This window comes from Streptomyces sp. NPDC051940 (assembly GCF_040680895.1).
Lineage (GTDB): Bacteria > Actinomycetota > Actinomycetes > Streptomycetales > Streptomycetaceae > Streptomyces.
In genome coordinates this window covers 33984-56366 of record NZ_JBFAXR010000051.1, presented here as the reverse complement: position 1 = coordinate 56366, position 22383 = coordinate 33984, and the positions used below count along the sequence as shown (strand labels likewise).

23 protein-coding genes and 6 pseudogenes are annotated in these 22383 nt (G+C 69.1%); 10 read left to right on the top strand and 19 right to left on the bottom strand.

Annotation, left to right across the window (positions count from 1 at the left end; all coding sequences use genetic code 11):
* Nucleotides 1-41 precede the first annotated feature (41 nt).
* From AB0M28_RS20880 to AB0M28_RS20850, 7 genes are all read right to left on the bottom strand, one after another.
* Nucleotides 42-782 carry a 3-oxoacyl-ACP reductase family protein gene (locus AB0M28_RS20880; protein WP_365406739.1) on the bottom strand — a complete coding sequence of 247 codons (741 nt, stop codon included), beginning with the start codon at nucleotides 780-782 and terminating at the stop codon, nucleotides 42-44.
* Nucleotides 783-793: 11 nt separating this feature from the next.
* Nucleotides 794-1204: an SgcJ/EcaC family oxidoreductase gene (locus AB0M28_RS20875; protein ID WP_365406736.1), complete on the bottom strand. Its 411-nt coding sequence runs from the start codon at nucleotides 1202-1204 to the stop codon at nucleotides 794-796.
* 130 nt (nucleotides 1205-1334) lie between these two features.
* On the bottom strand, nucleotides 1335-2564 hold the full coding sequence (locus tag AB0M28_RS20870; RefSeq protein WP_365406733.1) for a sigma-70 family RNA polymerase sigma factor: 1230 nt from the start codon (nucleotides 2562-2564) through the stop codon (nucleotides 1335-1337).
* Between the two features lie 50 nt (nucleotides 2565-2614).
* Complete coding sequence (locus tag AB0M28_RS20865; protein ID WP_365406730.1) at nucleotides 2615-2989, bottom strand: YciI family protein; 375 nt, start codon at nucleotides 2987-2989, stop codon at nucleotides 2615-2617.
* A 380-nt stretch (nucleotides 2990-3369) separates the two neighbouring features.
* Nucleotides 3370-3534, bottom strand: a complete 165-nt coding sequence (locus AB0M28_RS20860; protein ID WP_365406727.1) for a hypothetical protein — start codon at nucleotides 3532-3534, stop codon at nucleotides 3370-3372.
* A complete protein-coding gene (locus AB0M28_RS20855) occupies nucleotides 3531-3773 on the bottom strand; it encodes a hypothetical protein (RefSeq protein ID WP_365406725.1) in 243 nt (80 codons plus the stop codon). The genes AB0M28_RS20860 and AB0M28_RS20855 overlap by 4 nt, the downstream gene beginning before the upstream one ends.
* A gap of 360 nt (nucleotides 3774-4133) precedes the next feature.
* A complete protein-coding gene (locus AB0M28_RS20850) occupies nucleotides 4134-5006 on the bottom strand; it encodes a LysR family transcriptional regulator (RefSeq protein WP_365406722.1) in 873 nt (290 codons plus the stop codon).
* Between the two features lie 88 nt (nucleotides 5007-5094).
* On the opposite strand from AB0M28_RS20850, the gene AB0M28_RS20845 reads away from it, so the two are divergent.
* Together AB0M28_RS20845 and AB0M28_RS20840 are read left to right on the top strand one after the other, a co-directional pair.
* Nucleotides 5095-5643 carry a nuclear transport factor 2 family protein gene (locus tag AB0M28_RS20845; RefSeq protein ID WP_365406719.1) on the top strand — a complete coding sequence of 183 codons (549 nt, stop codon included), beginning with the start codon at nucleotides 5095-5097 and terminating at the stop codon, nucleotides 5641-5643.
* Between the two features lie 447 nt (nucleotides 5644-6090).
* Nucleotides 6091-6327 (top strand): hypothetical protein, encoded by a 237-nt coding sequence (locus AB0M28_RS20840; RefSeq protein ID WP_365406717.1) that lies wholly within the window; start codon nucleotides 6091-6093, stop codon nucleotides 6325-6327.
* A gap of 511 nt (nucleotides 6328-6838) precedes the next feature.
* Here the strand turns inward: AB0M28_RS20840 and AB0M28_RS20835 are convergent.
* Nucleotides 6839-7756, bottom strand: coding sequence for a GNAT family N-acetyltransferase (locus AB0M28_RS20835; protein ID WP_365406714.1), 918 nt, complete (start codon nucleotides 7754-7756; stop codon nucleotides 6839-6841).
* A gap of 404 nt (nucleotides 7757-8160) precedes the next feature.
* Between AB0M28_RS20835 and AB0M28_RS20830 the strand changes: the two genes are divergently transcribed.
* On the top strand, nucleotides 8161-9069 hold the full coding sequence (locus AB0M28_RS20830) for an AraC family transcriptional regulator (RefSeq protein WP_365406711.1): 909 nt from the start codon (nucleotides 8161-8163) through the stop codon (nucleotides 9067-9069).
* 15 nt (nucleotides 9070-9084) lie between these two features.
* On the opposite strand, the pseudogene AB0M28_RS20825 reads toward AB0M28_RS20830, so the two are convergent.
* Nucleotides 9085-9165 (bottom strand): annotated as a pseudogene (locus AB0M28_RS20825) (winged helix-turn-helix transcriptional regulator); the annotation flags it as partial.
* Between the two features lie 269 nt (nucleotides 9166-9434).
* Between AB0M28_RS20825 and AB0M28_RS20820 the strand changes: the two are divergent.
* Nucleotides 9435-9659 carry a hypothetical protein gene (locus AB0M28_RS20820; RefSeq protein WP_365406709.1) on the top strand — a complete coding sequence of 75 codons (225 nt, stop codon included), beginning with the start codon at nucleotides 9435-9437 and terminating at the stop codon, nucleotides 9657-9659.
* Between the two features lie 32 nt (nucleotides 9660-9691).
* Here AB0M28_RS20820 and istB read toward each other — a convergent pair whose 3' ends face one another.
* The 3 genes and pseudogenes from istB to AB0M28_RS20805 all read right to left on the bottom strand — a co-directional run bounded on the left by istB (nucleotide 9692) and on the right by AB0M28_RS20805 (nucleotide 13231).
* Nucleotides 9692-10477, bottom strand: coding sequence for an IS21-like element helper ATPase IstB (istB, locus tag AB0M28_RS20815; RefSeq protein ID WP_365406706.1), 786 nt, complete (start codon nucleotides 10475-10477; stop codon nucleotides 9692-9694).
* A pseudogene (gene istA / locus AB0M28_RS20810) lies at nucleotides 10474-12116 on the bottom strand (IS21 family transposase). The gene istB and the pseudogene istA overlap by 4 nt, the downstream one beginning before the upstream one ends.
* A gap of 272 nt (nucleotides 12117-12388) precedes the next feature.
* Nucleotides 12389-13231 carry an NAD(P)H-binding protein gene (locus AB0M28_RS20805; RefSeq protein WP_365406703.1) on the bottom strand — a complete coding sequence of 281 codons (843 nt, stop codon included), beginning with the start codon at nucleotides 13229-13231 and terminating at the stop codon, nucleotides 12389-12391.
* 984 nt (nucleotides 13232-14215) lie between these two features.
* On the opposite strand from AB0M28_RS20805, the gene AB0M28_RS20800 reads away from it, so the two are divergent.
* Together AB0M28_RS20800 and AB0M28_RS20795 are read left to right on the top strand one after the other, a co-directional pair.
* Complete coding sequence (locus tag AB0M28_RS20800; protein ID WP_365406701.1) at nucleotides 14216-14359, top strand: hypothetical protein; 144 nt, start codon at nucleotides 14216-14218, stop codon at nucleotides 14357-14359.
* Between the two features lie 253 nt (nucleotides 14360-14612).
* Entirely contained in the window at nucleotides 14613-15632 is a 1020-nt protein-coding gene (locus tag AB0M28_RS20795; protein ID WP_365406751.1) for a chemotaxis protein, read from the top strand.
* 235 nt (nucleotides 15633-15867) lie between these two features.
* On the opposite strand, the gene AB0M28_RS20790 is transcribed toward AB0M28_RS20795, so the two are convergent.
* The 3 genes and pseudogenes from AB0M28_RS20790 to AB0M28_RS20780 form a co-directional block, all read right to left on the bottom strand.
* Entirely contained in the window at nucleotides 15868-16362 is a 495-nt protein-coding gene (locus tag AB0M28_RS20790) for an NUDIX domain-containing protein (protein WP_365406698.1), read from the bottom strand.
* Between the two features lie 112 nt (nucleotides 16363-16474).
* A pseudogene (locus AB0M28_RS20785) lies at nucleotides 16475-16750 on the bottom strand (DUF6529 family protein); the annotation flags it as partial.
* Between the two features lie 305 nt (nucleotides 16751-17055).
* A complete protein-coding gene (locus AB0M28_RS20780) occupies nucleotides 17056-17403 on the bottom strand; it encodes a DUF1330 domain-containing protein (RefSeq protein WP_365406695.1) in 348 nt (115 codons plus the stop codon).
* 316 nt (nucleotides 17404-17719) lie between these two features.
* Between AB0M28_RS20780 and AB0M28_RS20775 the strand changes: the two genes are divergently transcribed.
* From AB0M28_RS20775 to AB0M28_RS20765, 3 genes and pseudogenes are all read left to right on the top strand, one after another.
* Nucleotides 17720-18073, top strand: coding sequence for a 2-oxo acid dehydrogenase subunit E2 (locus AB0M28_RS20775; RefSeq protein WP_365406692.1), 354 nt, complete (start codon nucleotides 17720-17722; stop codon nucleotides 18071-18073).
* Between the two features lie 85 nt (nucleotides 18074-18158).
* Nucleotides 18159-18298, top strand: a pseudogene (locus AB0M28_RS20770) (IS1380 family transposase); the annotation flags it as partial.
* Between the two features lie 14 nt (nucleotides 18299-18312).
* A pseudogene (locus AB0M28_RS20765) lies at nucleotides 18313-18924 on the top strand (transposase family protein); the annotation flags it as partial.
* Between the two features lie 53 nt (nucleotides 18925-18977).
* Here the strand turns inward: AB0M28_RS20765 and AB0M28_RS20760 are convergent.
* The 4 genes and pseudogenes from AB0M28_RS20760 to AB0M28_RS20745 all read right to left on the bottom strand — a co-directional run bounded on the left by AB0M28_RS20760 (nucleotide 18978) and on the right by AB0M28_RS20745 (nucleotide 21404).
* Nucleotides 18978-19553: a DUF6529 family protein gene (locus AB0M28_RS20760; protein ID WP_365406689.1), complete on the bottom strand. Its 576-nt coding sequence runs from the start codon at nucleotides 19551-19553 to the stop codon at nucleotides 18978-18980.
* 37 nt (nucleotides 19554-19590) lie between these two features.
* Complete coding sequence (locus AB0M28_RS20755) at nucleotides 19591-19941, bottom strand: hypothetical protein (RefSeq protein ID WP_365406687.1); 351 nt, start codon at nucleotides 19939-19941, stop codon at nucleotides 19591-19593.
* Nucleotides 19942-20207: 266 nt separating this feature from the next.
* A pseudogene (locus tag AB0M28_RS20750) lies at nucleotides 20208-20393 on the bottom strand (hypothetical protein); the annotation flags it as partial.
* Between the two features lie 213 nt (nucleotides 20394-20606).
* The gene (locus tag AB0M28_RS20745) at nucleotides 20607-21404 is read right to left on the bottom strand and encodes a VOC family protein (RefSeq protein ID WP_365406684.1); all 798 of its coding nucleotides are present in this window, start codon (nucleotides 21402-21404) and stop codon (nucleotides 20607-20609) included.
* Nucleotides 21405-21886: 482 nt separating this feature from the next.
* Here AB0M28_RS20745 and AB0M28_RS20740 point away from each other — a divergent pair, with 482 nt between their 5' ends.
* Nucleotides 21887-22312 (top strand): VOC family protein, encoded by a 426-nt coding sequence (locus AB0M28_RS20740; RefSeq protein ID WP_365406681.1) that lies wholly within the window; start codon nucleotides 21887-21889, stop codon nucleotides 22310-22312.
* The last annotated feature ends 71 nt before the right edge of the window (nucleotides 22313-22383 follow it).

The following is a 22383-nucleotide window of genomic DNA, read 5'->3' as shown; positions in this document are numbered from 1 at the left end:
CCCGCAGTGCGGGAGCGGGCAGGGGCGCGATGCCCTCCGCGTCAGGCTGCGAACCCTCCGTCCACCGTGATGGCCGTTCCGGTGATGTAGCGTCCGCCGTCGCCCGCGAGGTGGGCCACTGTGGCGGCAAGCTCGTCGGGGGTGCCGTAGCGGCCGAGGGCCGTGATGCTGCTGAAGAGGTCCGCGGTGGGGCCGTTGGCCGGGTTCATGTCGGTGTCGATCAGGCCACCGTTGACCAGGGTGACGTTGATCCCCCTTGGGCCCAGGTCGCGCGCCAGGCCGCGAGTGAGGCCGGACAACGCTGCCTTGCACATCGCGTACAGGGTCATGCCCTCCGCCGGCACCCGCTCGGTCAGGGCGCTGCCGATCGTGATGATGCGGCCGCCTGTCGGCAGGTGGCGGGCGGCAGCCTGGGAGGCGAGGAAGACCGCGCGTACGTCGATGGCAAAGATCTCGTCGAGGTCCTTGACCGTGGCCTCATCGAGCGGGCCGCCGGTGAAGATGCCGGCGTTGTTGATCAGGATGTCGAGTCCGCCGAGCTCCCGGGCGGTCCGGTCGACGGCGTCGGTGACGGCGTCGGGATCGGCGCTGTCGGCCCGGATGACCAGGGCCTTCCCGCCGTCCGCGGTGATCTGCCGGGCCACGGCCCGCGCCTTGTCCTCGGAGCGCGTGTAGGTGAGGGCCACCTCCGCGCCGTCGTGGGCGAGTCGGCGGGCGATGGCCGCACCGATGCCGCGGCTGCCGCCCGTCACGAGGGCTACTTTTCCGGTGAGCTGTGACATGTGATGCCTCCTCAGGCCGCGGGGCAGTCGTGGTAGGCCTCGATGAGCCAGCGTCCGGTGTGCCGGGACAGCACCCAAGTCGCCATCGACCAGGCGTCCACGCCTGGTTCGCCGGCCGGCTGGGTGCCGCTGCGGCTGGTCGCGATGGCCGTCAGGTCGTCGAGGAACCGGATCTGCCGGATCTCGTGGAGGCGCCGGGAGCCCTCGAGCTCCCCGGCGAAGGCGACCGCCATGGCGGCCTGGATTCCGGCGCTGCTGCGGAGGTGGAAGCCCGGCAGCGTTGCGGTGGCATCCTCGGCGTAGTTCGCGGCGAACGCTGCCGCGTCGTTATCGGTCCAGGCCTTCGACACCTCGTCGAAGACCTCGCGGACGGCGCGCTCCTGCTCGGCGAGTGCGCGGGGCAGGGGTGGCTGTGAACTCATCGTGTCCTCTTCCCTAGGGGGTCGGCGGGCACGGAGCCCGCCGAGGCGCTGCGGCCTCACCCCTACGTCGCGGCACTCCGGTCGCTTTGGACACGTCTGCGGGAACTGCTTTTGTCGCTACGGCGGCTGGTCAGCCGAGCTGCAGCGCTGCGAGGCGCCGCTGCAGCTCGGCGTGCTCGACGGAGTTGGCGGAGACTGCGATGGCGCGCCGGTACGCGCTCGCGGCACCGCTGCGATCGCCGGCGCGGGCGAGCAGTTCGGCGTGGGCGGCGTACAGCGGCTGGTAGCGCTCCAGGGCGGGATCGGCCAGCAGGGGCCGCAGCAGCGCCAGACCGGCCTCGGCGCCGCGGGCGAATCCGACGGCCGCCGCGTGGTTGACCTCGACCACCGGCGACGGCGCGAGCGTGCGCAGGGCGTCGTACAGCCCGGCGATGCGGGCCCAGTCCGTCGGCTGGACCAGGTGCAGCGCGGTGATCGCCGCCTGAATGCGGTAGGGGCCGGGCTCCTTCGCCCGCCGCAGCGCCCGCAGGCCCTCGTGGATGCGGGTCCGATCCCATCGGGCGCGGTCCTGGTCGGACAGGGCGACGAAGCCTCCACGCTCGTCCACCCGGGCCGCGCGGCGTGCGTCGGTCAGCAGCATCAGCGCGAGCAGCCCCCAGACCTCGCTCTCGGCGGGCATCAGCTCGGCGAGCAGCCGACCCAGCCGGACGGCCTCGTCGCACAGCTCGTCGCGTACCAGCCGCTCGCCGGACCCGGCCGCATAGCCTTCGTTGAAGATCAGATAGACGACGCGCAGCACCCCGCGCAGGCGCTCCGGAAGCTCGTCGTCATCGGGGATGCGGTAGCGGATGTGCGCGTCGGCGATCTTGCGTTTGGCGCGGACGATCCGTTTGCCCATGGTGGCCTCCGCGACCAGGAACGCGCGGGCGATCTCGCCGGTCGTGAGGCCACCGAGAGTGCGCAACGTGAGCGCCACCTGGGCCGGCGGGTCCAGCGCGGGGTGGCAGCACGTGAAGATCAGCCGCAGCCGGTCGTCTTCGAGTCCGCCCGGCTCGGATGCGGGTTCCGCCTCGTGCGGGCCGGTAAGCTCCGCGAGGCGTGCGGCCCGGTCGGCGAGCGAGCGGTTGCGGCGCAGGCGGTCGATGGCGCGGCGGCGGGCGGTGACCGTCAGCCACGCCCCGGGCCGGTGCGGGACGCCGTCACGGCGCCACGCGGTGAGGGCCGCGGCGAAGGCGTCCTGCACGGCGTCCTCGGCGAGTTGGAAGTCGCCGACCTGCCGGATGAGCGTTGCCAGGACGGCTGCGCGTTCGTCGCGGAAGGCCCGCGTGACGGCCGCGGCGGCCAGGTCGTGGTCGGCCAAGCCGGCTCGGTTGATCCCATCGCCCGGACCGCTGCCCGGATCCCGACCGCTCACTGCGACGCGACCGCCCGCCGGATCGCGTCGGCGTCCATGACCGGCCGCACCTCGACGCAGCCGTACCGGGCCATGGGCAGCCGCGCGGCGTGCCGCAGGGCCTCGTCGAGGTCGACGCAGTCAAGGAGGTAGTAGCCGGCGAGGATCTCCTTGGTCGTCGCGAACGGCCCGTCGGTGAGCTCGGCCCCGCCACCTCGTACACGCACGGTCGTCGCGCTGCTCGCTGGGTGCAGGGGGGCGTTGGCGACCAGCACCCCGGCCTCCCGAAGACTCTCCGTCACCTCTTGCCACAGCGGCAGCTCGTCCCACCGGTCCCGGGCCCCGGCCTCGCCTGCGTCCGGTGCGTACAACAGCAGCATGTACTGGGGCATCGCATCTCCCTGCCTCGTCCGACGGCCGTACTCCTCCACGATGCACGGCCCACATCCCTACGACGCGACACTGGGCGGCTTTTGGACAACGTGAAGTCTTTCCAACGTGGCGCAGCAGGGCTTTCGACCATGAGAATTGCCTCCACCAAAGGCCTCGCAAGCGTATGGGCGCTTCCCCGCACTTCCTCCCGCCCCACGAGCAGGAGACCATCCACTACGCTCAACACCAGCCCCAACACCGGTGGCTGGAGCCAACGTAGAGAGCTTCCACCGATCCCGCAGCGGTTCACCCGTGACCGTCCCGACCGTTGCATCTGGCGGGCGGTGCGCAGTCCACCAGGGTGCCGCATGACCGGGTTGGGCGATCTCACGTCCGCGGGTCACCGCCGCATCATCGCCGTGAAGCCCTGGCGCCACGAGGCGTACCGCGGCGTCCAGCCGAGACCCTTCTGCGCCTTCGCATTCGAGGCGCCGCGGATCTGCGTCGAGGCCATGGCGATGAACTCGCCCGCGAGCAGACGGCCCACCCAGCGGCGGACGTTCATGGGCCGCGTGCCGCGGCCACCGCCTCCTCCAGGTGCAGGATCGCGGCGACGGTCTTCCGGCCGGTAGCGCTCCACCACGCCCGTACCGCGGCGGCGTCGAGCACGTCCAGCACGACCGCGGTCGCCCCCGCGTCGCGCAGCCGGGCGGTCTTGGCCTCGGAGGTGGTCGCCGCGACGACCGAGTTTCCGGCCTCGATGAGCTGCGGGCACGAGCTGGCTGCCGACCGCGCCGGTGGCACCGGTGACGAAAACCTGCATGTGGGGCTCCTACAGGGGAAGCGGCGTCCACGATCGGCGTCCGCCAGCTTCGGTGGTGCTCTGTCGCCGGTACGACGGATGCCGCTGCTGCGGATGTGACATCAGCGAAGCCCGCGGTCCTGCTGGTGCGCGACCTGCGGAGGTGTCCGCGACGGGTGATCCGTGTTGCCCCGCTATCTGGCAGCACCCGCGGTCGTCGACGGCACGGTCGACCTCGCGCACCCTACCGATCGCAATGTGCGCAAAATGTCGCCCCGCGGCCGGAGCGCCCCTTCGAGGCGACGGAGGTCACCACCGGGCCACGCCGAAGTTGATTGGGGTGTACCACGGCATTTGCTGTGCTATGCCTGGCCGTGGATCAAGCTGTCAGCTGCCTCCACGAAGGTGCGGACGCGGGCGGTGTATTCGCCTTCCGGCCAGACCAGGACCCATTCCAGCGGGGGTGCGTCGCTGATGGGTATGTAGGCGATGTCGGGGCGCGCGTAGTAGCGGCGGGCGTGGGCGCCAGCGGGAAGGGCGCCTTGTCCGGCGCCGACGAGGGTGAGTGCCTCCTGGAATGTCCCGGCCGTCGGATCTGTGGCGGGAGTGCTATCGGACTGCCCGGGTGGGGCTGCCGTGTGACCCGGAAGCCGTACCAGGGGAACGCGCGTCAAATCAGTGACCAGGACGCTGCCGCGGCGGGCGAAGGGATGACCGACGGGAACCGCGAGCATCCGCGCCTCGCGCACCAGGACCGAGCCATGGGCCAGATCGGGGTCGTCAATGGGCAGGGGTGTGAGCCCGACGTCGACCTCTCCCGAACGAACCCATCGCAGCATCTGGTCGGCTTGCGCTTCTCGGATGCGCACCTCGCAGTCGGGCGCGTGTTCGCGGAAGACCTGCATCACGCCGGCCAGGAGCTCCGCGGCGGCGGCGCTAACGAAGCCGACATGCAGGGCGCCGGACAAGCCGCGCCCCGTCTCCATCGCGTGCTGTACCGCAGCACCTACGCCGTCCCACGCGGGGAGGAGGTCGTCGAGGAGCTGCTGCCCCACCTTGGTGAGCGAAACGCGACGGCTGGTTCGGTGGAACAGCGGCACGCCCACCTTCCGCTCCAGCTTCCGGATGGTCTGGCTGACGCGGGCGGTGGACACGTGCAGCTTCGCGGCAGCGCGGCCGAAGTGCAGCTCCTCCGCGAGCGTGAGGAACGCTTCGACCTCGTACCGCTCGATCACCCCCGACCTCCCATCGTTAAGCCTGGGTTCACGATCATTTCACAGGCGGACCTTGGTCGGCAGCTCGTACGGCCGCAGAGTGGGTGATGTGGAAAAGCACGAAGTCACCCAGCAACCGGAGGACGGCATGCACGCCGAGACCCCCTTCGCCCTGTCCGCACAGCCTGGCGACACCGCCGCAGTTGTCGCCGAGTTGCGCGACCGCGCTGAGATCACTGATGCCCTCTACCGGTTCGCTCTGGGGCAGGATCTGAAGGACGAAGACCTGCTCGCCTCGGCGTTCACCACCGACGCGGAGCTGGACTTCCGCCCGGCCGCCGCACGGTGGGGCGGCAAGCCGCCCGTGATGAGCGGGCGGCACGTCATCGTCAGCACCATCCTGACCATGTTCACGGGGAGGGTGAACACCACTCACCAGATCACCAATCCGCGCATCAACATCAATGGGGACACTGCCCGCCTCACCGCGCTGGTCGAGGCCCAGCACTTGCTCATCGATGATCCGGACACTCACGCGCTCCTGAAGAACCCCTATGCCGTCGGCCTGGTCCGCGACGGCAGCCGTTGGCTCATCCACAGGATGCGCATCGAAAACACCTGGCTCACCGGCGACCCGCGCGCGATCTTCGGCGCGTGACCACACCACAGGGCACTGTTCGTCCGCTCTCCGCTCTCCCTGAGGGACATCGAGCGTGATTGCCGGTGGCACGCTCTGGTGGAACAAGTGATCGCGGACTTCAAGAACAGGGCCTCCTGTGCACCTACCGATCCCACGTCGACTGGCTGCGCGCGACGCTGTTCGACCGCCTCGGGCTCGATGATGTGACGTTGGTGTGCCACGGCTGGGGAGGCCTGCTCGGACTGCGCTCGTCGCTGAGAACCCGACCCGGTTCCACCGGGAGGTGGTGTCGAACACGAAGCTGCAGGAGGGCGGGAGGGCCTGGGCCCGGCTGGCAGTACGCCGCGAACTGGCTGCAGTACACCCAACGCGTCGAGCACCTCGAGCCGGGCCGAGTGGTGGAGGATTTCACCGCAACCCCGCTGGCTCCCGACGTGCGCGCCGCGTACAACGCCCCCTTCCCGGATGATCGATACCTTCATGGTGTGCGGCGTTCTTCTTGAGACCCTGCAGGCGCCCTTCCTGTGTGACTTCAGCGCCAAGCATCACGTGACGGGCGGGGACAGTACGTACCTGACCCAGCGCACCCCCGGCGCACAAGGCCAGCCGCACACGGCCGTCGCGAACGCCGCCCACCTTCGGAAGGACAACGCAGTGGAGTTCACCAGCGCGATCGTGAACTTCATCCGCTCTACCCGCTGAGCGCACCTCGGTGGCAGCCGTTCCTGCTGGCCGGCAGGAGGTCCCGACGCGCCGGCGGCGATGCCGCGCTGAGCTTCATCGACACGCGCGCCGACGTGGCGGCAGCGGCGCTGACCGAGGACAGTCAGCCTGGTCAGGCCTACGACCTGACCGGGTTGGAGTTCTTGATCCACGCACAGGCTCCGCCTGTCACCTGGGACCGAGCAGAGCGCACGTGACGCGGGAACTCCGGCACACCGGGCCGCGGCGGAAGAGGCTATGGCGGTGATCCGCACATGCGGACCGCTCTGGATGCCGCCATGCCGTCCACGTGATGGCCGTCCTCGGCATCCACTGCGTTCGCCCCGCACGTGAGGACGCCCTCCAGGCGAAGACCCTGACCGCTTGGATCCCGAGCCGGACCGGTAGCGGATGCCAGCCTGAGCGGGCGCGAAGGGCGAGCGGTTGGCGACCGGGCGCAGACCGGCAGTCTGCCTACCCACTATGGCGATCACGATCTACGGCTGGCGTATCAGGGCTTGCACAGGCTCTTCCTGTAGACCGTGGAGCTGTGTCGAACCTTCATACCGACGCGTAGATACAGGGCGAGCGCGCCGGTATCGGAGTGAGTGCCAAGGGTGCACGCCCGCCGGCCCTGCCGATGGAACGCGCGGAATGCGTGACGCAGCAGCAGGCGAGCGACGCCGCGGTTGCGGTGGTCACGGCGCACCGCGATCTGCTCGATGTAGCCCTCGCCTGCCTCCGGTAGGTCCAACGACAGTGCAGCGCCGACGAGTTGTCCGCCCTCGAACGCCAAGGCGGACATCGCGGGGGCGAACGTGGGGCGTTCGATGGTGTGCTGCGCCCACTCCTGGAAGGACTCGCGTCGCTGCTGCCACTCGTCGAATGCGTCCTCGATGAGCTGGTAGGCGCTCTGCCCGTCGCCCGGGAGGAAAGGCCGGACCGTGATGCCCGCAGGCGGTTCGGGTACCGCCGGTTCGTCGGGCATGGCGAACTCCAGCAGCCACTCAGTCACCATCGGTTCGTATCCGCGGGAGCGCAGCAGGGCCACCGCCTCCGTGTCGTCGTCGGGCACGGTCTGGACGATCTGTTCGCTCCCTGCCTGGCGGGCGCGGACTTCGGCCCAGTCCAGGAGTGCGGCGCCGAGACCCCGGCCCCGGTGCCGGGGATGGACGTCGACCTCGGAGCGCCGGTTCACCCATGCACGAGCGGCGAGCCGCCCCGCCGGGTCGTGGATCAGTAGGGTGTCCAGCTCCGGGACCAGCCCCGGTCGGGCGAGGACCGCGGTGATGCCCCCGGGGTCGGTCTGCTCGCGGCCATACAGCGCACGCTCGCACGCCGAGACCAGGTGATGGATGGTGCTGATGTCATCGGCTGTCGCCGGGCGTACGCGGTAGCCGGCAGGCACTGCCGGGACGAGTTGTGGCATTGGTGACTCCCCAGGACATCGAACTCACCGCACGCTGGCGACGGCGCAGACGCAGACCGGGACAGTCTTCCGGCCGGCCTTCAGGTGATCAAGGGATTACCCGCGCCGGGCCGCGGATCGCCGTCGCGACCCTGTATGCGGGCAAGACAGGGCTGCCGGGGGCGCTCCACCTGCCGCATGACTTCCCGCCGTACACGACGGTGCAACTACTGGGGCGAGTTGCGCGATGACGCCACCGACCAGCTGATCCACGGCCGACAACGCCCCTGTCAACGTACGCGCGCGCGAAGGCTCGTGGAACGCCCACCGAGACGGATCGGATGTCGAAGGTCTGGACGATGGATGCCTGACTGTCCGCTTGCCATGTTCGCTCGTCCGGCGGGTGAGTGGTTACGCTGGGGAGCGTGGACGTTCTCGCTGATGCGCTCAGCGCACTGCGCACTGGTGCGCCCCGCTCGGCCGGTGCGGACCTGCACGCCCCGTGGGGTCTGCGGTTTCCTGCGATCGCCGGTGCCACGTTCCACGTAGTGCTGCAGGGGAATTGCTGGCTGAGCCCGACGAAGACCGGTCCCTTGCGGTTGGGTGCCGGGGACGTGGTGCTGCTGCGCCACGGCAACGCGCATGTGCTGCGCGACGATCTGGGCAGCGCGCTGAGCGACTTCGCACCCGTGCAGGGCGATGCGCCTGGCCTGATCGGCCGGGTCAGGGTCGAGGGGCCAGGTGCCCGGACGGTGCTGTTGTGCGGCGCGTATCCGTTCGGCGGCACCCGGCATCCGCTGCTGGGGGAGCTGCCCGCGGTGGTGCATCTGCCGACGCGCTCACGCACCGGAGCGCTGCGTGATCTGGTGGGGTTGATCGGGGAGGAACTGGGTGAGCCGCAGCCGGGCCGGGACGGCATCCTGCCGGCGCTCATCGATGCGATGCTGCTCTACATCCTGCGTGCATGGGTGAGCGAACAGGCGCACACCGCGGCCGGTGGCTGGGCGGCGGCGTTGACCGACCCGGCGATCGGGCGGGCGCTGGCGGCGATCCACGCCGAGCCGGCCCACCCCTGGACGGTGGCCGAGCTGGGTGCGCGTTCGGGTCTGGGCCGCTCGGCCTTCGCGCAGCGCTTCAGTGCCCTGGTCGGCGCCCCGCCCGCGGCGTATCTGACGTGGTGGCGGATGACGGTCGCCGCCCGCCTGCTGCACGCCTCCGATGCCCCGCTGGGGGTGATTGCCCAGCGGGTGGGCTACACCTCGGAGTTCGCCTTCGGCAAGGCGTTCAAACGCGAGCACGGCCGATCGCCCGGACGCTATCGGAGTGAGAGGTGACGGACGGTCGGCGAGCATCTTCTGGCTGATGCCCTCCACGCGTCTGCGTAGTTCGGAGAAGCGCTGCTTGTCGTCACGCAGGGCGACCAGGACGAAGAGGGTCCAGCGTGGCTAGGGCGTTCTCTAACGGCCCCGTCGAGGCGAGTTGAGCTGGCCCCAGCCTGTGGATAATTGGTGAAGCTGAGGCGTCGTGGTATGGCTCCGCAGGGCGGCTTGATTTGGGACCGGCGGAGTGCGCGGTCTCGAACGTGGAGGGGGATGGAATCGTGCAGCAGTGGCCTGAAGGTCCCGCAGCCGATCCGGCGGCAGCACGAGAGCGGTATCGCTCCGACATGAGGGCGGCGCGTAGGCAGGCGCGAGAGGTATTGCGTGCCGACCTGCCTGCCGCGCACTTCGGTCTGGGGATTGTGCTCGTGGTGAGCGTGGTCGTGGGCCTTGCCGCGGATGCCGCGGTCGGTGCCGGCATCGGCGGAGCGTTTGCTGTGCTGTTCCTCGGGACACTGGCGGTCATGTTCCTGCGAGGCATCCGCGGGGTCGACGCGCTGCGGCGGGCATACCTGTTCACCTTCGGGTGGGCGAACTGGGTCTGACTCCTGCCTCGGGTCAAGGCGTTTGACTGCGGTCAGGTAACCCCGTTGTTCTTGGCCCTGGTGCGGGCGAGACGATACGACTCGGTGCCGGTCTCGATGAGGGTGGCGTTGAAGGTGAGCCGGTCGACGATCGCCGCGCAGAGCCTTGGGTCGGTGAAGGTCTTGCTCCAGCCCGTAAACGCCTCGTTGGAGGCGATCGCAATACTGTTCTTCTCCTCACGCTCAGTGAGAACCTGGAAGAGCATCTCGGCGCCCCGGCGGTCAAGTTCGAGGTAGCCGAGCTCGTCGATTTCCAGCAGATCAACACGTCCGTAGCGGGCGATGGTCTTGCCCAGCTGCTTCTCGTCGGCGGCCTCGACCAGCTCGTTCACCAGGGCAGCGGCGGTGGTGTAGCGGACGCGGTAGCCGGCCATCGCGGCCGCGGTGCCCAGGGCGATCAGCAGATGTGACTTGCCGGTCCCGGAGTCCCCGATCAGACACAGCGGGTAGCCCTTGGCGATCCACTCGCAGGAGGCGAGACCGTGGATGACCGCCGGGGTGACGTTCGGGTTCGCGGTGTAGTCGAACTCTCGCAGCGACTTCTCCCGGGGAAAGTGGGCGGCCCGGATACGGCGTTCAGCCCGGCGGCGATCGCGGTCCTCGCACTCGGCCATCAGCAGTTCGGCGAGGAACCCGGCGTAGGAGAGGCCCTCGCGTTCAGCGCGGGCGATGGTGTCGGTGGCCTGCGCCCGCATGGTGGGCAGTCGCAGCATCCGACATGCCGTGTCGATCGCGGCGTCGGAAGCCTGGGCAGTCAGTGCATGGTGTGCGGTGGTCATGGCGGAGATTCCTTCCGGCGAAGGTGCAGCAGCTCGTCCCACTGCTCCAGACGGGGCAGCGGTCGGGCGTCATCGGGCAGAGGCTGGGCCAGGCGGCGCGAGGTGAGATGGCTGACCTGCGGCAGTTCCGGTCCGGGGTGCTCCGGCGGATCCGGGGAGGGGGATGTCGCGGTCACGGTAGGAGCCCGGCCGGCCGCCTGGGCGGCCTTGCGGGCCTCGAGCGCGACGACGTCCTCGCTGCAGGTGCCCAGATCGACGGCGGCACGAAGCCCGGCCAGGACGTCACCATGCTGCAGATGGCGGTGCAGCAGGACCCTGACCAGGGCGGTGGTGCCCTCACTGTCACCCAGCTGCCGTTTGGCCATGGCCGAGAACGCCTCATGCTCGGCGGTGAAGGTGCCCTGGCGGCGGGCCTGGTGCAGGGCCTCGGAGCGGTCCAGGGCGCCGGGCTTGCGCAGCAGCACCTCCAGGTAGTGGTCCAGAACCAGGTGTTCCAGACCACGCCCAGCCAGTCGGTGATGGCGGGCGATCTCGCGCCGATTGTCGAAGACGACAAGCGTGTCGCCGGTCAGATGGACGGTGACCTTGCGGTCGATGAACCGGACCGGGACGGAGTACGAGCACATCTTCACTGTGATCCGGCTGTAGCGGTCGACCCGGGGCTGGAAGGTCATCGCCGTCTCGAAGGGGTCCACCGGCAGCGGCAGTAGAAAGGCGGCCTCCCACCCGAAATCCTGGCCGATCGTGCGGATGCGCGATCCGATACGGCGGTCCAGCTCGCGCGCCTCGAAGACGGTGATCTGCTGGTTGAGATCCTCCAGCGTCGCCACGCTCGGGACCGGGGTGAGGTAGTTGCGCCGGAAGTACCCGACTTGGCCCTCCACCCCGCCCTTCTCATGGGCCCCGCGCAGTCCCGGCTCGCAGTAGAAGGCGTTGAACCCATAGAACTCCCGCAATGCCGTCCACTTCGGGTTCTCCTCCCGCAGCCGGCTGCGGAACATGACCTTGTGAACCGCCGGGGTGAGGTTGTCGTAGCGCACCTGCCCGCATGGCACTCCGCCCAGCGTGGTCAGCGCGTGGACGTGGCCCTCGAAGAACGCCTGCTGCCCGCAGGAGCGGGAGACCCGGTGCACCGCCCGGCCCGAATACGCCAGCCGGAACGCGAACAAGAAGCACTTCACCCGCTCTCCGGCCAGGTCGACCCAGACCTCCCCGAAGTCGACCTCCGCGTCCGCGCCCGGCGCATTGTGTCGCGTCAGATAACCTTCGGCCGGCGCCGCCTCCTCCGCCGCGACCACCCGCGCCTGCGGGCGGTGACGAAGTCCCGCACCGTGGTGTACGGAAGCGTGACCCCGAACTCCTCCTCCAACCGCGTACCGATGCGCTTGGCCGTGTGCCGCTGTTTGCGCGGGGCCTCAAAATCCGCCCGGAGCCATTCGTCGACCATCTTCTTGTACGGCTCCATCCGTGGCGAGATCCGCACCGGCTCCTTGCGCGGCCTGGCCACCGGCGAGGCCAACGCCTCGCGCACCAGCCGACGGTGCACGCCGTACTTCCTCGACAACGCCCGGATCGATAGCTTCAACTGCCAGCTGTCTCGACGGATCCGGTCGAACAACTCCTGTTTCGACAAGGCCATCCACAGCACCCACCCTCGGCGGACCACAACCACCGTTCCACCGCAAGGCTCGAGGTGGGGCCACTTCGCCTCGCCACAACCCCCGAGTGCCCCCGAACGCCCCTTCTGGTGGGGCCAGCTCAACTCGCCTCAACGGGGCCGCTAGAGAACGCCCTAGCCAGTCCAGCGTTCCCCGAGGCGGTCAAAGACCTGTCGGGAGGGGCTCCGTCACGCGGGCACGGCCCTGTAGAGGCGCCGCGGGAATTCCGGCACGAGATGGTGCTTTTGCGGTGTCATGGCGTCTGCCATACCGCGGCGTACTCGGTCGCGTAATCGCCGAGCCGCCGAGGTGGGCGTCCGGTGAGGCGTTCTACCGTGTCGGTCACCGGGGTGTTCGCGCCGTCGTCGATCAGCTCGTAGAGACCGAGTTGCCAGATCACCGCCCACTCGGGCGCGCCGGCTGCACGCAGGCGGTCCGCGTAGTCGGCGGGACTCAGCGCTGCGTATCGCAGTGCCCGCCCGGCGGCTTGGCCGAGCAGCGCGGTTGCCTGGGCGTAGGTCAGTGAGTCGGGCCCGGTCAGGACATAGGTCCGACCGGAGTGGCCGTCCTCGGTGAGAGCGACCGCGGCTGCCTCGGCGACATCGCGTACGTCGATGAAGCTGAGGGCGCGGGCGCCTGCGGGAAGCTCGAGGAGGCCGGTGTCCCGCAGTTCCTCGGTGAAGGCGCCGTGGCCGAGGTTCTGCTGGAACCAGTTCGGGCGCAGAATGGTCCATTCCTTGCCGGACTGCTGTACCGCCCGCTCCCAGCCCGCCAGGGGTACGTCGGCCGGCAGACGCTCCGCGTCGATCAACGTCAGCAGCACGACCCGGCGTACGTCCGAAGCCTGGCCCAGGAAGTCCTCGAACACCGCGGCGGCATCTGGCTCCCACACCGGCCCGACGACATAGACCGCGTCGACCTTTGCGACCGCGCCGGCCCAGGTGTCGCGGTCGGCCCAGTCGAAGTGCACGGTCTCGGCGCCAGGGATGTCCTTCGGCTGACGGCTGGCGGCTCGAACCTCCACACCGCGTGCAAGCAGCGCGTCCACCAACGGCCGTCCGGTCTTACCGGTCGCGCCGAGCACAGCCACGTTCATGAGGACTCCTCCGTTGGATCAGCTTCTGCCAGGAGGGTATGCCGACGGGGTGGACGATGGATGTCCAATCGTTCGCACCACATGTCTGATCGTCCATGCGGTGGATGGGCGGATGCAAAGAGGTCGATGGTCGGTCACTCAGCGCTCTGCGCAGGGGGTAACCACTCCAGCGGTGGCTTGTCCTCGCAGAAGCGTTCGAATGCGGCGAAAAGCGCTGGCTCGACTTCGTCGGCGCCGCGCAGCCGCCCCGTGCACGCGGCCGCAGTCGCCACCCCGGGTGGGACGGCGTCACGGGTGTTGTGGATCACTCCTTCCCAAGAGGCCCGCCCCACGCCGGATTGCCGCATGTATCAACCTTCGACGGCACGGGCGGCCGCGCGGTCCCACAGCCCACGATCACCACCCCGTTCCGTGCCGTAGTAGTGCGGTGCACGAGGCGATCGGTGTCAGTGTTCAGAGCTTGCTTTCGGCGCGCACCTCGGATACCAGCGATCATGGCGGACTTCATGGCCGGCTCGGACGATGCCGTGGGGGAGTAGGTCAGGAGCTTCCGGCTGGCGAGGCCAACGGCTTCGCGATCGACTTGGGGATCCCGTAGATCGTTACGCTCCGATCGCGCGAGGGAAGCCTGTGAAGAGCCACCGGATCGCGACGCCGCCCTTTTTGGGTGAGACTGTCCCATGGCAGGTCCTGGTTCGACGCTCTCCTATGGGGAACCCAGAGGACCCACGGCTCGGTGGGTGCCGCGCCGCCCAACCAGCGGGATAACCCATCTGGAGGCGGGAATGTCCGAGCCGATCGGCATCGGGTACGCGAGCCCCAAGGCCGCGGAGGGGGCGTTCTCGGCGGTGCAGGACGTGCACCGCGACCGCGTCGTGCAGCTGAACGGGCGCGCGGTTGTGTCCTTGGATACCGACGGCAGGACCCACGTCGACGCGTCGGGCCGGATCGTGGGGACCACCGCTGCCGCGGGAGCTCTGTGGGGTGCGATCGTCGGCTCTGTTCCTGATGCCGGGGGGCCTTCAGGCCGGGACCGTCGTGGGAGGTCAGCTCGGCAAGTCCGGCATCGAGGACCAGGCCCGCGGCCAGGTGAAGGACCTGCTGGCGCTGGCGCCGCCGCGATCGTGAGCATGGCGTCGAAGATCACGGATGACAAGTTCACGGCTGCGATGCAGCCACACGTGGCACCGTCCTAAGGACGTCGCTCAGCGGCGAGGACGAGAAGGAACTGGCCGAGTAGATCGCCGGACCACACTATCCCCGGCCCTCCGGCAGCCACCTCGCTCACTTGACGAAAGGTCTCCCTCATGGACCCGTACTCGGTTCCGACATCCTGGCGGAGCTGCGCCGGCCCCGCCCCTACCCTGCGGTGTCACTCCTCATGCCGACCCACCGCCGTCAGCCGGATAACACGCAAGACCCCGTACGGCTGCGCAACCTGCTGACCGATGCGGACAAGGCGCTGCGGGACGACCCGGACGTGGCCGAGGAACGACGGACCGAGGTGCTGGAGCAGCTGCGGCAGGCCGTTGCCGAGACCGACCTCTCACAGTCGCAGGACGGGCTGGTGATCTACGCAGATGCGGGCGAGCACCAGGTGTGGTCCGTGGCCCGGACGGTCCCGGAACGGGTCGTTCTCGCCGACACCTTCCTCACCCGCAATCTGGTTGCCGCGCAGGCCGCCGGACGGCCCTACTGGGTGCTGGTCGTGGCGGCGGACCGTATGTCGCTGTGGAAGGGCGGACCGGGAGGTGTCGCGGAGCACACGGGGGATGGTTTCCCGCTCACCCGGAGCCTGGACGACCCGGACGCGGAGCGCAAGGAACGGATCGGAGACCTCCCGAGCGTCTTCCGCGACGAGGCGACCCGTGGCTTCTTCCGCCGGGGACACGAAGACCTGCGCGGTGTCCTGACGGCCACGCCCGGACCGCTGTACGTGATCGGCGAGGCCCCCGCGCTGTCGCTCCTGGAGGAGACCGGCCCGTTGCCCCAGGGCACACCGACCGTGACGCACGGCGGGCTCGCCCACGGGCCGGCCGAAGCCGTTGGCCGGGCTGTCGAACCCGTACACCAGGCCCGAGAGGAGGCCCTGGCCGTGACGGTGGTGGCGGAGCTGGACGCGGCGCGCGGACGGCGCGAGTTCGCCGGCGGGGTCGATGAGACCTGGCATGCCGCCAAGGACGGCCGCATCCGCCTCCTCGCGGTCGAGGAGCACTACCGCACCGTTGTCCGCGACTACCGCGATCACCTGGAACCCGCAGAGGCGTCCGATCCTGACTCGCGCGAGGACATTGTGGACGAGATCGTCGAGCAGGCCCTGGAGACGGGAGCCGATGTGCGGTTCGTGCACGACGGGACTCTGGACGGCAGGGGCCGCATCGCAGCGGTGCTGCGCTACTGACCCAGCCACCGCGCACCCGTGGGCTACCCCAGAGTCAGCGTTGACGGCGGCCACGGATGGGCCCAGCGGCCCGCACTGCTCGGTGGTTTCAACGTGGTCGCCGCCGGCCTGACCACCGGCTGGATCTCCGGCCCGGGCGAAGGCGCCGTCAAATCGGATCAACATGCTCAAACGGCAGGTGCGGTGCCTTGCCGCACGACCGGACCGGGAATGGTGTTACGGCCGGGTTCGCCGTTCACAGGCCGAGGGGCACCGGCCCTGCCGGAGCCCCTGAGGTGATCAATGCGCCCAGGGGTCCGGCGAGGTCGCGGGGGGAGAACAGCTCTGGGCCGTGATAGCGGGCGATGTCTGGCAGGGACCACCACTTCAGCTCGGTGATGTGCTCTGCCGCAAGCGCCTCGTCGGACAGCTCCCCGCGAGGCTCGAACAGCTCAGTGCGCACGAGGAAGTAGTCATTGACCACGCCGTCGTAGCCTGCTGCGTGCCCCGGCGCCACGACCTCCTGGTGCCACACGTGCAGCGGGTCTGCCTCGATCATGAGACCTACTTCTTCGCGCACTTCGCGACGCAGCGCGCGAAGCGGCGTCTCGCCTGGTTCGATTCCTCCGCCGGGAGCCGCCCACACGACTGTCTCCTCCGGGTCGGGGATCGCGAATCGGCACAGGAGGATGCCGTCATCTTCGTCGAGGATGATCGCGCGCGCTGAGTGACGCAGATGCACGGATGGCATCCGGAGAGCCTAGCCGTCGCTTCCTGGGCGTCGGCAACTGACCGTGACGGGTCACGAAACTTGCGCCAGACCCCACGAACCGCTACCGGAGTCAGGTGGTGAAGCACGTGAGTCAAAGAGCGGGAGCAGTGAATCCATTGAGGGCCCATAGTGCCGCGGAGTACCACAGCACCCCGATTGCGCCGAACAGTGCGCTTCCCGCCGCCGGGAGCATCCAGCCGGGCAGGTGGCGGCTGCGTACCACCAGTACCTTGGCGACGAAGGCTCCGTACAGCGCGCAGCCGGCGACCGAGTGCAGGAAGACCCGGGTGCTCGTGGTAGCCACGCCGTAGGTGCGCACGCAGTGGAAGGCGATGGGCACCGACAGCAGGAAGGCCGCCCATCCCATTGATCAAGGGATTACCCGCGCCGGGCCGCGGATCGCCGTCGCGCCCCTGTTTGCGAGCAAGGCTGGGGGTGTGGGCGGCGCTCCACCTGCCGCATGGCTTCCCGCCGTACACGACGGTGTAACTACTATTGCGGCGAGTAGCGCGAAGACGCCACCGACCCGGTGATCCACGGCCGGCAACGCCCCTGTCAATGTAAGCGCGCGAAGGCTCGCGGAACGCCCACCGAGAGTGTCGGTACGACCCAAATCTAGGACGGTCCCTGGCTTGGTCTAAGGCATAGAGGCACTCCCGGGCCGCAGGAGGTCTAATCGGTCGATGCGGCGTCCCTTATGGCCTTGGCCAGGGCACTTGGGTCGTAGTTCTCCGGGACGCCATCGATCAGGATGATGTCGCCCTTGATGTGACGGGAGCGCAGTGGGGCTATCTCCCGGTACGCGGGGGAGTTCCACCACGTCTGTGCTTCCGTCAGGCCAGGGAAGCCGATCATCACCACACTTCCGGACCAGTTGCCCTCCTTCACCTCGTGGTCCGTGGCGTGCACCAGGTAGCGGCCGCCGTGCGGCTTGAAGGTGCCGGGGAGGCGCTCGATGTACTCTGCGATCTCGGGGTGAGGCGTGGCGTCCTGGAGATTGGCTATGACGTAGGCGGGCATGGTGTCCTTCCGGTCGGTCGGGCTCCGTATGCGGACGATCGTTCCACATGGCCTGAACGGGAGTCGATGACCTCGGAGGTAAGCGGGCGGCCCGGGGACGGTCAGACGTATGGAGGATTCCATGCGGGCCGGTCAGACCCAGGTCGAGCCCAGCCGGATCGCCGCCGCGGCTCCCAGGAGGGCGATGCTGAGGCCGGTCTGCCGAGCATCGCACCGGGTCCCAGTGGCCGCCAATCGCGATTACGCCACGACGGGCACGGGGCGTCTCCTTAACCGCTTCGGCACCACGATGACCCGCCTCCCCGGCCTTGTTCCCATGATGTACGCAGTGCTGGCCAGGTCCGTCCGGCTCCGCCGGCTGACCGGGACGGTCGCGGTCACAGCGGTGGGAATGTTCGGCGCCGGCGGCGGATTCGGCATTGCCCCGCCGAGTCTGATGCCTCTCCAGGTGGTCATCGGCGGTGCGACCCCGCGCCCCCGTGCCGTGGACGGACGGATCGAGGTCCGTGACGTGCTCGACCTGACAGTCACCTTCGACCACAACGTGATCGACGGCGCACCCGCCGCCCGGTTCGTCGCGAAGCTGCGCCAGTTCATCGAGGACGCCGAGGCAGTACGCGCACCCGCCGTCGGCCCGAGTGATAGACACACGACCGGTACGGCTGAGTAGGGTCAAAGCGGAGCCACGGAACAACGCGAAGCCAGCACCTCCTGTGATTCCGCGATGCCAGCCCGCCCGACGATCCTCGCGAACACTGGATGTGGCCCTGGACGTCGAGCTCGGCGGCGACTGTCTGGCCGACGTCGCCATGCTGCGGGCCAAGCCGGTGGGTTCGCTCCGGTGGCCTGCGATCCGACGGTCTCCCGTCTCGTCGACGCTTTCGCCGCGTCCGGCCTGGACCGCCCGGCTGTGGGCCCACCTACGCTCAGCTCGCCGCCAGGTTCGGCGTCGGCACCACCCCCGCCCACCGCTACGTCGCCGAGGGGGTCGAAGCCCTGGCCGCCCTTGCCCGACCTCATCGGGGCGATGAAGACCGCCGCCACCAAGTTGTTCGTCCTTCCCGAAGCCACCCTGCTGCCGATCGACCGGATCGCGGTGGACCGACCCTCCTACTCCGGGGAAACATAAACGTCACGGCATGAACGTCCAGGTCATCACCGGCCCGGCGGGCCGGCCGCTGTGGACATCGCCCGCGCTTCCTGGGGCGGTCCTCGACATCAAGGCCGCCCGTTCCACGGCGTGATCGACGCCCTGTGGGAGGCCGGCGTGGAGTGCTGGGCGGGCAAGGGCTACCGCGGCGCCGGGGGCACCGTACGAACGCCGTACTGGGTCGCTGGCCGACGCTCTCCGCAGGTCAGAAGGCTGCCAACCGCTCGCACCCGAAGATCCACGCCCTTGTCGAACAGGCTATGGCCACCCTCGAGAGCCGGCGGCTCCTGCGTAAGCACCGCTGTTCCACCACCCGCGTCACCGGCCTCGTCCAAGCCGCCCTCACCCTGCACCTGACCTGTGCGGACTGAGATTGGAAAACGCTCGGTGCATGAGCCTTGAGGCTGGTGGTGAAGCACGTGAGTCAAAGAGCGGGAGCAGTGAATCCATTGAGGGCCCATAGCGCCGCGGAGTACCACAGCACCCCGATTGCGCCGAACAGTGCGCTTCCCGCCGCTGGGAGCAGCCAGCCGGGCAGGTGGCGGCTGCGTACCACCAGTACCTTGGCGACGAAGGCTCCGTACAGCGCGCAGCCGGCGACCGAGTGCAGGAAGACCCGGGTGCTCGTGGTAGCCACGCCGTAGGTGCGCACGCAGTGGAAGGCGATGGGCACCGACAGCAGGAAGGCTGCCCATCCCACTACGCGGTGCGAAGCCCGGACGCTGCTGGACGCGGCGGTGAGGCGGGGAAGCCGCCCGTAGATCCACAAGGCCAACAGAAGTTGGACGATCGCCATGCCGAACAGGACTGAGCCCAGGCGGGCCTTGAGAGTGACCGCAGCGGAGCCCCGGGCGCCGAAGAGGGCCGTCGTGTACTGGGGGCTGTGGTGCTCGCCTGTCACCCAGATTGCCACCGCCGTAGCCACCGGCAGGGCGGCGCCGAGCGCAACAGCGGTGACCCGCGCCGAAGTGCGCCGACGGTGGCTGGTCTTCGGCGTCACGTCGATTGCTTGTTCATGCGACCGCCACCGGTCAGTCCTAGTCGACCTTGTTGCCGTCGGCATCGAGTACGTACCACTCGGCGCCGAACGCGTCGAGATCCTGTCCGTTCGTATCGCCCGGCTTGGTGTCTCCCTCGTATCGGTAGAGCGGGTGCCCGTGGTAGGTGACCTGCGTCGTGCCGTCGGACCGCTTCGACGTGCCCAGCAGATCGGACTTCGCCGAGCCGCCGCTCGACGGTGCACCGGACGTCAGCAAAGGCGGCCAGGCCGTGGCGCACTCCCCCTCACAGGTCGAGGTCGTCGACGTGTCCGCCACGAACAGGTACAGGGTATTACCCTTCCCGTCGACCAGAATGGTGCCGAGATCACCGGCCGAGGCGGTCTCCACCACGGCCTGTGTACTGGCCGGTGCGCTGCTCGGGGCCGTGCTCGACGGTGCCGCTGTCGTCGCGTACGAAGAACCACCCCCCTCATCATCGGAACAGCCACTCACGGCAGCGATCGTCACAAGCGCGGCCGTCCCCACGGCGGCCAGACGGCAAGTCCTCATCACATCTCCCCAACGGTCAGGCACCGATCCTTGAGGCTCGATGAGCGCATACTCCCTGATCAAGGGGTCTGTGCAGTTCACCGCGCCAATGGCCGCCACGAGATTCACTGAGATGGCGGCGCCGTCGCCAGACCGCACCTGCGCGTCTGCTGATCTGAGGTCGAGGCGCGGGGGCTGCCTTCCCGCCGTCCGGTGGTGGTTAAGTCCATGCGCAGGGCGGCGAGTGTGGGGTCGGTTGCGTAGGCGGTGAGCATGGCGGGGGAGGGCCGGGCATGGGTCCATATCGCGCCGCTCACGAACTGCATAGCCGACAACCAGGAGGGTCCACCGAGAACGAGTCCGATCCGCCCCCGGTCATCGGGCTGGCATCGGAACCCCGGACGGCTCCTCGACGTACATGCACCCCCGGCCACCTCGCTCCGGTAGCGATGTGCCTGGCCCTCCTCGGTCGGGGTTCCTTGAGGAAGCTGACTGTGACCGGCCGCCGGCCCGCCTTGCGGGGCTCAGCTCCGGACCGGCGTGAGTACTACGAAGTCCGCGTTCGACGGGTCGAGGCAGACAGCAAGCCGGCCCACACCCTCCGCGTCCTGCGGTCCCATCTGCACGCTGCCGCCGTTCTCGCTGACCTTGGCGACCGCGGCGTCGCAGTCCTTGACGTTGAACACCGGGTGCCAGTACGGCCGTCCGTTCGCCAGGGCGAGGTTCTCCTTGGGGAGTTCCATGAGGCCGCCCTGCATGCACTCCTCGGGAAGCCCGGCGGGTGTGATGAGGGTGTACGTGCCCCCGCCGCCGGGCAGCTCCATGTCGCTGAACTGCCACCCGAAGATGCCGCCGTAGAACTCCTTGGCGCTGGCGGCGTCGCTCGTGTACAGCTCGGTCCAGGACAGCGAGCCCGGCTGGTCCACCAGCTCGACGCCCTTGTTCGTGCCCGGCTGCCAGACGGCGAACTGGCCCCCCAGCGGGTCGCTGTACTGCGCCATCCGGCCCCAGTCGTCGAGGTCCATCGGCGCCACCCGCACCGTGCCGCCCTCGCGCTGAACGGCCTGGGTCGTGGCGTCGGCGTCGGTCACGCTGTAGTAGATCATCCAGGCCGAGCGCGCGCCCTCCTCGGTGAGTTTGCCGAGCCCGGCGACGATCTTGCCGTCCTTGCGGAACATGCCGCCTTCCATGCCCTCTCCCTCACCCATGGACTCGTAGTCCCAGCCGAGCAAGGCGCTGTAGAAGGACGCGGCGGCGCTGACGTCGGGCGCACCGAGGTCGAGCCAGCAGGGGGAACCGGGGCCGAAGTCAGTTGTGATCATGGCGATGACTTTCCTTCCGTAGATCCTTCAGGAATCCAGCGTCACATTCGGCGCTGACGATCGCATGCCGGCCGCTTTGCGTGGGCGACGGGACACGGTGGGATGAGCCCGCCGAGGTGGGGCGGTCACCGGCCTCGGGGGGCGGCTGCCGCAGGTCCGGCGGGGATGATCACGAAACGGCCTGAGGCGAAGCCCCAGCCCTCCGCCTGGCATCGGCCGCAGATGCGAGACGCCGGCAAACTGCCCCGCTCCTGCGCGGTAACCCCCACGACCAGTCGCCAATGATCTTCTCCCGGCGGTCCTGAGTGGCGCACGCCAGCGCGTTGCGTGATCCGGACCGAGGAATCGGCCGGGCGGCCGAGTGATCTCTCAGGGCCGTTCACCGGTGCGGCGGCTCATCCCGCTCTTCCGGTGAGGCGGCCCTCGTCGCTCGCACCCGTTGCCTTCGGCCATGCGGCCAGTGCTCAGCGCACAGTGGAGACATGAACGCAGACGACGGGAACACTCTGGCCGGGGCACGGGTGGCGACCAGACTTCCGGCTCAGGACCTGGACCGGGCGCGGCGTTTCTACTCCGAGGTACTCGGTCTGGAGCCCGTCGACGAACGGCCTGGTGGACTGCTGTACCGGTGCGGAGGCGTGGATTTCGCGGTGTTCCAATCGAGGGGCGCCTCACCTGGCACGTTCACTCCGATGGGGTGGGAGGTCGACGACATCGAGGCCATCGTGTCCGAGCTCAGGCGGCGCGGCGTGATGTTCGAGGAGGTTGTTCTGCCGGGGCTGCGGACGGTGGACGGGATCGGCGAGATCGAAGGGAACTACCCGAGCAAGGGCGCACGGGGTGAACGCGGTGCATGGTTCCGTGACAGCGAGGGGAACTTGCTGGGCATCGGTGAGCCCATCGCCTGAGGAGAGCGCCCGCTCGGCGCCCGGAACCGGGGCAGCGCCCAGCTCTGCGGTGATGGACGGGGCGTCCTTCC

Excerpts from the sequence above, each read along its gene's own strand:
- AB0M28_RS20880 (WP_365406739.1), bottom strand. The coding sequence starts at position 782 with ATGTCACAGCTCACCGGAAAAGTAGCCCTCGTGACGGGCGGCAGCCGC.
- AB0M28_RS20875 (WP_365406736.1), bottom strand. The coding sequence starts at position 1,204 with ATGAGTTCACAGCCACCCCTGCCCCGCGCACTCGCCGAGCAGGAGCGC.
- AB0M28_RS20865 (WP_365406730.1), bottom strand. The coding sequence starts at position 2,989 with ATGCCCCAGTACATGCTGCTGTTGTACGCACCGGACGCAGGCGAGGCC.
- AB0M28_RS20860 (WP_365406727.1), bottom strand. The coding sequence starts at position 3,534 with ATGAACGTCCGCCGCTGGGTGGGCCGTCTGCTCGCGGGCGAGTTCATC.
- AB0M28_RS20840 (WP_365406717.1), top strand. The coding sequence starts at position 6,091 with ATGATCGATACCTTCATGGTGTGCGGCGTTCTTCTTGAGACCCTGCAG.
- AB0M28_RS20835 (WP_365406714.1), bottom strand. The coding sequence starts at position 7,756 with ATGCCACAACTCGTCCCGGCAGTGCCTGCCGGCTACCGCGTACGCCCG.
- istB (WP_365406706.1), bottom strand. The coding sequence starts at position 10,477 with ATGACCACCGCACACCATGCACTGACTGCCCAGGCTTCCGACGCCGCG.
- AB0M28_RS20805 (WP_365406703.1), bottom strand. The coding sequence starts at position 13,231 with ATGAACGTGGCTGTGCTCGGCGCGACCGGTAAGACCGGACGGCCGTTG.
- AB0M28_RS20795 (WP_365406751.1), top strand. The coding sequence starts at position 14,613 with ATGCCGACCCACCGCCGTCAGCCGGATAACACGCAAGACCCCGTACGG.
- AB0M28_RS20790 (WP_365406698.1), bottom strand. The coding sequence starts at position 16,362 with ATGCCATCCGTGCATCTGCGTCACTCAGCGCGCGCGATCATCCTCGAC.
- AB0M28_RS20780 (WP_365406695.1), bottom strand. The coding sequence starts at position 17,403 with ATGCCCGCCTACGTCATAGCCAATCTCCAGGACGCCACGCCTCACCCC.
- AB0M28_RS20775 (WP_365406692.1), top strand. The coding sequence starts at position 17,720 with ATGATGTACGCAGTGCTGGCCAGGTCCGTCCGGCTCCGCCGGCTGACC.
- AB0M28_RS20745 (WP_365406684.1), bottom strand. The coding sequence starts at position 21,404 with ATGATCACAACTGACTTCGGCCCCGGTTCCCCCTGCTGGCTCGACCTC.
- AB0M28_RS20740 (WP_365406681.1), top strand. The coding sequence starts at position 21,887 with ATGAACGCAGACGACGGGAACACTCTGGCCGGGGCACGGGTGGCGACC.